This window comes from uncultured Mailhella sp. (assembly GCF_905187505.1).
In the GTDB taxonomy this organism is placed as follows: domain Bacteria; phylum Desulfobacterota; class Desulfovibrionia; order Desulfovibrionales; family Desulfovibrionaceae; genus Mailhella.
Genome location: NZ_CAJJIC010000112.1, coordinates 1 through 7,795, shown reverse-complemented (window position 1 = coordinate 7,795; position 7,795 = coordinate 1). Strand labels below are relative to the sequence as shown.

General features: G+C 62.8%; 5 protein-coding genes. All 5 read right to left on the bottom strand.

Translation table 11 applies throughout. The annotated features are described in order from the left end of the window. Window positions 1-3,315, bottom strand: a 3,315-nt coding sequence (locus QZZ60_RS09305) for an autotransporter domain-containing protein (RefSeq protein ID WP_295640777.1), incomplete at its 3' end; no start/stop codon positions are given. Window positions 3,316-3,427: 112 nt separating this feature from the next. Next, window positions 3,428-4,768, bottom strand: coding sequence for a radical SAM protein (locus QZZ60_RS09300; RefSeq protein WP_295640775.1), 1,341 nt, complete (start codon window positions 4,766-4,768; stop codon window positions 3,428-3,430). Window positions 4,769-4,952: 184 nt separating this feature from the next. Beyond that, window positions 4,953-5,162: a serine acetyltransferase gene (locus tag QZZ60_RS09295; RefSeq protein ID WP_295640773.1), complete on the bottom strand. Its 210-nt coding sequence runs from the start codon at window positions 5,160-5,162 to the stop codon at window positions 4,953-4,955. A gap of 169 nt (window positions 5,163-5,331) precedes the next feature. Next, a complete protein-coding gene (locus QZZ60_RS09290) occupies window positions 5,332-6,300 on the bottom strand; it encodes an AEC family transporter (protein ID WP_295640771.1) in 969 nt (322 codons plus the stop codon). A 69-nt stretch (window positions 6,301-6,369) separates the two neighbouring features. Then, window positions 6,370-7,617 (bottom strand): MFS transporter, encoded by a 1,248-nt coding sequence (locus QZZ60_RS09285; RefSeq protein ID WP_295640769.1) that lies wholly within the window; start codon window positions 7,615-7,617, stop codon window positions 6,370-6,372. Window positions 7,618-7,795: the final 178 nt, after the last annotated feature.

Genomic DNA, 7,795 nt, shown 5'->3' with positions numbered 1-7,795 from the left:
GGTGAGGCCGGCGTTGACGGCGGAGGCGTGGGGGCGGAAGAGTTCGCCGCCGAGGTTCATCTGGAGGGAGAAGTTGTTTTTGGCGGTGAGGGTAAGGCTTGACTGGAGCACCATGGCGTCGCGGCCGGTGAGGGAGGTATCGGAAGCAAAGCCGAAGGCTCCGTAGTCCCGGAAGGAGGCGCGGGAGGAGAAGGAATCGTCGGCCAGTTCGTGCTTCCAGCCTGCCATGAGATCGAGGCCGAGGGTGGAGCCGTTGGCGGTGGCGGTGTTCCATGCCATGTGTGCGCCCAGAGTGAGGGGCACGGAGTGGAAGGCGTCGCTTTCAAGGTGCAGGCGCGAGGCCGAGAAGCCGCGTTCCGAAATGCCGGGGCGGCGCAAGGCGTTCCATTCGAGGAAGGCGAGGGGGCCGGCGGCAAGAGTTCCTGCATCCGTGTTCCACGTCCAGTCCTTGCCTGCGCCGATGAGGGAGCCGAAGGCAAAGCCGGTCCAGTCGCTTTCGTTGTGGGCAAAGTAGCCGTTTGCGGCAAGGTTTCTTGTCATGTCGCCGTCTTCCACGCCCGCGCGGGCCTGAGCGGTGAGGTAGAAGCCGTTCCAGGCATCAGGGGCGTAGAGGCCCTGCACGCCGAGCATGAAGTCACGCGTTTCGGCCGTGGCGCTGTGGCTGCCGCCGGTAAAGGTGCGGCGGGCGCCCGCCGCGATGTGTGCGCCCAGAGTGAGGCCGGAATCGAAGCGGCGGTCGAGTCCCGCCATGAGTCCTGCGCCGGTGCTGTGCCAGTTTGAAAGACCGCCGCGGCCGCTCTGCCAGGAGCCGGAGCCGTAGGGCGCGGCCCAGAGCGTCCAGTTTCCCGCGTCGGGGGAGTCCGGCAGGATGCCCGCGCGGCGGGCGGTTTCAGCGGCGGTCATGTGCCTAAAGAGGAGCGAGCTGAACTCGCTCATCTGGTTCAGGGAGGCGCGGGCGGCGTTGTCGAAGGCTTCCGGGCCGAGGGCGTTCAGAGCGCGGGAAACGGCGGAGCCGTCCGGCGCCGACCAGTCGAGCGCGGCAAGAAGGTTTTGCATGTCGCCTTCGGCCACGCCGGAAATGCCCCGGAGAGCATTGCCGAGGGAGCGTGCGCCCGCGTTTTGGGCGTAGCGGCTGTAGGCGTCGCGGTCACGGGAAGCGGTCAGGGTGAATTCGGGGTCGAAGCTCAGGGAAAAATCAAGCGTGGGGGAAGTATTTTCCACCACGGCGTTTTCAAAGTCGCCGGAAACGTATTCGGCCTCCACGGGAGATTCCGGGCGGATGACGGAGCCTGCGGCGTAGAATTCCGGCATGGGCCGCAGGGCCCAGGTACCGGCAAGCACGGCGGAATTCGCTTCAATGCCGTTCACCTTGCCGGCAGAGGAAACGAGGGTTTCGAGCACGGCGTTTTTGCCGTTCACGAAGCTTGAGGTCAGATGGGCGGACTTGCCGGATTCATCCGCGCCGTACAGGGCAAGGCGTCCGGAGTTCTTCAGAGAGTAAGCGTTCACCGTGCCGGTGACGGCAAGGCGTCCGGCGTCGAGGCTCATGTCGATGCTTTTGGCGCCGTCGACGGAGCCGAAGAGCGTCATGTCGAAGCTGCTGTCGGGATCCCCCACGGTTCCGTCCGCATTGGCGGCATGGCCGAAGGTGAGAGCGGTGTGAAGATCGCCTCTGTCGCCCATATATTGGATGTCTTCGTTGCTCGGGTCCCATTCGGAAACGATGTCACCGATGATCTGCGCGCCGGAAAGGACGTTGATGTCTTTGACCAGTGCGTTTTTGGAAATGAAGATGGAGGCATCCGTTCCGGCAAGAAGGCCGCTCACGTCGAAACGGGAAACGAGCGGACCGTCGAGGTTCAGGGGAAAGCCGTCAAGATCCGTGTTTTCGCTGTCGGCGATGGATATGTCCGCGTAGTTGTTCCATATCCATGAGCCGCGGTATTCCGTGTCGTTGCCGAGTAAGTTTTTGCCGAAGTCGAAGCGGGCGGCAATGCCTCCCTTGCCGAGGGCGGTAATGTCGCCGCGGCTTATGACGGTCTGATTTTTGCCGTAGGTCACGAGAAGACCCGTGCCCCAGGTGCCGTCGGCCGCAATGCGCACGCCGGGAGCTATGGTGAGGGTGTTGGCGCTGCCGTCCACGCGAATGCCGGTGCCCGCCGTGCCGCAGGCAAGCAGGTCGGCGGCCTGAGTGATGGTGTTGTTCTTGCCGTACACGTGCAGGCCCACGCCGAGCGTGGCGGTGTTCGGCACGCCGTAGAGGTAGGCGGTGCCTTCGGCATTTCTGGCAAAATAGCCGTTTTTGTTCACCAGGGTCAGGCCGTCGCCGTACACGGAGAAGCCGTAGTAGTTTTTGCGGTCGAAATTGTAGCCCAGGTCCTGAAGCGCGGCCAGGTCCGCTTCCATGAAGGAGGCGTAGTTGCGGTAGGTCTGGTGGCTCATGAGGTCGTGTTCCAGTTCTATGTGCGAAAGCTCGGGGTCGTCGTCCTCATAGCCTTCAATGAGCAGGCCGTTGCCTTCTCCGAGCACTTCGGAAACGTGCTTGCCGTAGAAATGCACGCCGCTTGCCGTCGTGTCGCCCACGACGAACTTCGGACCTTCCACGCTGTCGGCCTCGCTTTCCGAAACGATGATCATGCCCGGCTGGAGCCTGTTGCCGTACTGGTCCACGAGGTGCGAGTTCCATACGGAAATCTGTTCCGTGACGCCGTCGTCATTACTCGTGACCTGGCTGGCAATGCCGAGAGCGTGACCCATTTCATGGTACAGCGTAGCCGTGAAATCCCATGAGCCTGTCAAGGGAATCGGCGAAAGCCGCCCGGCAAAGGCGAAGTCAAGAGGGCCGATCGAGATGACCGCCGGCTGGTCCATGGCCGTGCCGTTTATGATGGCGCCCTGCATTCCGGTGGGAACGACGGGAAGATCGGAGTCATTGGGATAACTGACTGCCGCGGCATTTTCCTCGTCGAAGGTGCCGACGTTGATGACGATGGGCGAGGTGTTGCGGCTTGACGCTCCGAGCGTGTCGGCCCAGAGGCGGACGGCCTCGATGACGCCGTTCTTCTGTTTTTCGGAGAGCGTCCAGGTGGACAGGCCGTCGTAATCTTCGTTCGGTTCGTCAAACTTTTCCCCTTTGCCGAAAAAGCGCAGCTCAAAGAGAGGCGAGCCGTCGGCCTTGGGAACATAGCGCGATTCATAAGCCTGCGCCGCGCCGGAGGGGAAGAGAGAAGAGAGGCCGAACGCCATGGCGAGGGCCGAGGCCAGGGCAAGGCGCGAGGACGATTTGCCGAAACGGGAAAGAAGAGAAGCGATCATGGAAGAAGAAAAACGTTGAAGGTGGAACGGATGCGGAAAAGGTCATGCCGCATGGTTTCGGAAGGGGAGTCCGAAAAAAGGCGGGGCTCCGTTGTGGCGTCCCGCCTGTGCATCAGTGTTCGTTGCGGGAAGTGTCGTCGCTTTCGCCGTGAGCGTCTTCCCCGTCGCTTTCGCTGTGGGCAGCCTCGTCCCCCATGTAGGGGTTGAAGTAGCCGAACCTGAGAGCCGGGCAGTATTTTCTGAGCCTTTTGCGGAAGTTCACAAGTCCCACGGAGGGGCCGAATTTCACGCCTTCCATGAGCTTCATGTAGAGCTCGGGATCGATGTTCAGGTTGCGCAGCTGGATGAAGCTCACCTTGCAGGAGTTGATGAGTTCCACAAGAGCCTCGATTTCCTCTTCGCAGTCGGTGATGCCGGGGAAGTAGAGCAGGTTCAGGGAAACGAACACGCCGCGGCTCGACGCCTCGGTGATGGAGCGGCGCACGTCGGCGAAGGTGAAGCTGCGCGGACGGTAGTAGCGGGTGTACACCTCTTCGCGGGCGCTGTTCATGCTCACGCGCATGGAGGTGAGACCGGCTTCGGCGAGCTTTGCCACCTCGTCGGGCAGGGAGGCGTTGGTGTTCAGGTTGATGGTGCCGTGACCGCCCTCGGCGCGGTAGCGCTTCACCACCTCGAGCAGCAGCGGGGCCTCGGTGAGGGGTTCGCCCTCGCATCCCTGACCGAAGGAGAAGATGGGATGCTCCTCGTTTTTCATGTGATGGAACATCATTTCGAGGATTTCGTCGGCCGTGGGCGTGAAGGTCAGGCGGTCCTGCGGGGTAGCGCAGATGGTGGAATCCTCGTTCTTGTGGGAAATGCAGCCCACGCAGCGGGCGTTGCACACGCGCGAGGTGGGGATGGGCGCTTCGTAGCGGCCGATGGCGAGGTTCTTGGCCGCGGGGCAGCCGTATTTCAGCACGCAGTTCTGCATGAGGTGCTGAATGAAGCGGTTGTGCGGAAACTCGGCCATGAGTTCCTTCGCGGCCTTGTTGATCTTCTTCTGCGGGATGCCGGTAAAGATCTGGCGCGGGTCTTCGTCCACCTTCTTGGCGCACACGTAGAAGCGGTCGCCGATCATGCCCACGGCGGCGTAGGCGAAGAGCGGCAGGGTGGGGGCGTCGTCGTCGGTGACGTACACCGGGTGTCCGGTGAGGGTGTGCGCGGGCGCGATGAAGGCGGCCACGGCGAGTTCCTCGACTTCCACGGTTTCGCCGGTTTCGGGGTCGAGTCCGGCGGCGTGGCGGCCGGGAAGCAGGAAAAGTTCGCTTTCGGGCGGGAGCGGCATGAGCTCGTCGGGACGCGGGAGCGTCCATTCGTTGCCCTTGCGGCAGAGCATGAGAAGATCGGGATCGTCGAATATCTGGCCCTTGTCGTCGGCCAGAAGCATGCGGGGACGGGGATGAGATGTGGCCATGATGGTTCTTGCGGCGCCGTGCGCCCTGATGATGGTTGATTGCGGCCGCTTCTGCGGCGGGCGGAAAAGGCACGGATGCGGCGTTTCGCAGGGAAGAGGAGCGCCTTTGCCGGCGGAAGCGGAAGGATGTCGGCGTCATGCGGGGCGGAAGAGGGAAAGCAATCCTGCCTCGCGCGGCGTCGGACTACTCTTCGTGTCCCTCGCCGAGGAAGCGGTTCCACAGACGGATGGCCGCGCCCTGGGACACGGCCCACTGGGTGAGCGCGCATCCGCACGGACACACGACTCTCCACACTTCGCTCCGATGGCCGGCAGGAAGGCACGATTCCAGCTTCTGCTCGCGGCTCCCGCAGGAAGAGCAGGGAAGAATGGTTGGCAGATAGGGCTCTGACATGAAGATCTCCTTCTTGCTGGAATGAACGGACGTTCTGCCGTGCTCGGCATGACGCGGACACTTGGGAGGGGCAGATGATAACGCTCCCGGCATCGTTATGCAAGGGCGGGAGTCCGGGGGCGCGTCCGGTTCCGGAGCGGGGACCGGACGCGGATCGGACGCGCGCGAACTAGACGATGCCCGCCGTCTGGAGCGCCAGCATGATGAGCGGCAGCGAGGCCAGCGAGAGGATGGTGGTGGCGATGACGGTCATGGAAGACTCGGTGGGGCAGGCCTGATAGCGTTCGCCGAGGATGTAGACCATGGTGCCCGTGGGCATGGCGGATACCACGGTGCCCACGGCGAGGGCCGTGCCGGTGCAGCCTGCGGCGAAGAGCACGAGGAAGGTGAAGAGCGGCTGAAGCAGAAGCTTGGCGAGGCACACGAAGACGAGGTTTTTGCGGCTGAAGCTGCCGCCCATGCCTGAGGTGCCGGAGAGCTGGGCCGAGAGCACCATGCCCATGCCGAAGAGGGCGCAGGGCGCGGCGGTCGATCCGAGCATCTGGGTGATGCTGGTGACGGCCTTCGGCAGGGGAATGCCGGAGAAGCCCGCGCACGCGCCGATGATGGCGGCGACGATCATGGGGTTGTGGATGAGTTCGCCTATGAGCTTTTTGCCGATGTTGCGGCGTTCTCCGGCTCCCGAGGAGGAGAGAATGTCGAGCGAGGCGTCGGCGATGAGAAACACGCCGGAGTAGAGCAGGGCGCCGAGCATGCCTGCGGTGGCGGCTTCTTCGTTGTCCGGGAAGACCATGAAGATGAAGGGCAGGCCGAAGAAGGCGGCGTTGGGGAACACGGCGGCAAGGGTGCGTATGGTGGTTTCAAGCCGGTGATCGCGCCACAGTTTCGAGAAGAACAGGTAGGCGACGAGGTAGCAGACGAGGGAACCGGCGAGCGTGGCCCACATGAAGGTGGTGGCCTGACCGTCCATGGGGATGGAGCACATCTGCGTGAAGAGCAGTGCGGGCAGGCTTATCCAGTAGACGAACTGGTTGAGGCACAGGGCCATGGTGGGGGCGAGGATGCGGCGGCGTTCGGCCAGAAGGCCGAGGAACATGATGCCGAATACGGTGACGAGTGCGGAAAAGATGCCGTTCATGGGAAAAGCAGATCCTTGAAAAGGGGGCCCGGCGGGGGGCAAAGGAGCGCGACGACCGGGGAAAAGAGGTCAGGAAAGATGCGCGAGCGTCTGTGCGAGGCTGTGGTGTATGGCGTGAAAATGCCGCAAAAACAGCAGGATGGCAAGAGCTATGACGAGTGCGCACAAAAGCATGGTGTGCGGAGCGCCCATGAAGTCGGCGAGCGCGCCGAAGGCGAGACCGCCCACGGGGCCGAAGCCTGCGGTGCACATGATGTAGAGGCTGATCACGCGGCTGCGGCAGTCGTCGGAGGTGGTGGTCTGGCAGAGGGTGTTCACGCTGATGTTGGTGGAAGTGATGCCGAAGCCCATGAAGAAGGCGGCGGCGAGGGAGAGAAGCAGGTTCGTGGAGAAGCTGAACACGACGAGGGCGACGGCGGTGATGGACGTGGTGCGCAGAAGGAAGGAGGGCACGCGTCTGAGCTTGAGGCGCACGGAAACCACCACGCCGCCCACGAAGGCGCCCGCGCCCACGGCGCCGAAGAGCCAGCCGAGCGTCTGGGAGTTGCCCTCCAGAATGCTGGTGGAGAACATGGGAAAGAGCACGCTGTAGCACAGGCCGAAGGTGCAGAACACGGCGAGCAGGCGGAAGATGTGGTTCAGAAAGAACTCGCTCTGCACATGGCGCAGGCCCTCGACGATGTCGCCGAACATGCTTTTCTTGGCGGCGGGAGCGACGCGGTCGCGCAGGCGCACCTGAAAGAGCAGCATGTAGATGATGGGCAGGTAGGAGAACATGGAAATGAGGAAGCACACGCCCTCACCCCAGAGATAGATGACGAGTCCGGCTATGGAGGGTCCGACGAGCTTGCTCATGTTGAAGGCCATGGAGTTGAGGGCCACGGCGCTTTTGACGGCGGCGGGATCGGAGACCATGAGGGACACGGAGGACTGCCGTGCCGTCATGTCGAAGGAGGTGATGACGCCGAGAATGAGGCTGAGGGCCACGAGCAGGGGATAGTTGACGATGCCCGTGAAGGTCACGAAGGTGAGCAGGGCGGATTCTATCATGCAGAGAGCCTGCGTGGCGGCCAGGGCCTTTCGCAGATCGTGACGTTCGAGCCACGCGCCGGCCATGAGTCCGAGCACGAGAATGGGCGCGAGGTTCATGAATTCCACGATGCTGAGCAGAAAGGCGGAGCCGGTGAGACGGAAGACGAGCCAGCTCATGGCGAGTCGCTGCATCCACTGTCCGAGCATGGATATGGTCTGACCTATGATGAAGCAGAAGAACGCTCTGTGCGCGAGAGCAGGGAACAGCCTGTAGATCAGATGCATGGTTACCTCAGGGGCGTAAAGGGCATTTTCGGGACAGCGATATTATTGGGTGCAGAAAAATCTAACGAATTTTCGGCAAAAGGAAAAGGCGGTGGGGGGGCGCCTTTAAAAACGGGAAAGGCCCTGCGGGGCAGGGCCGGAGAGACCGTCGTGGAGGCGGAAGGAGGAGCGGGGGGCC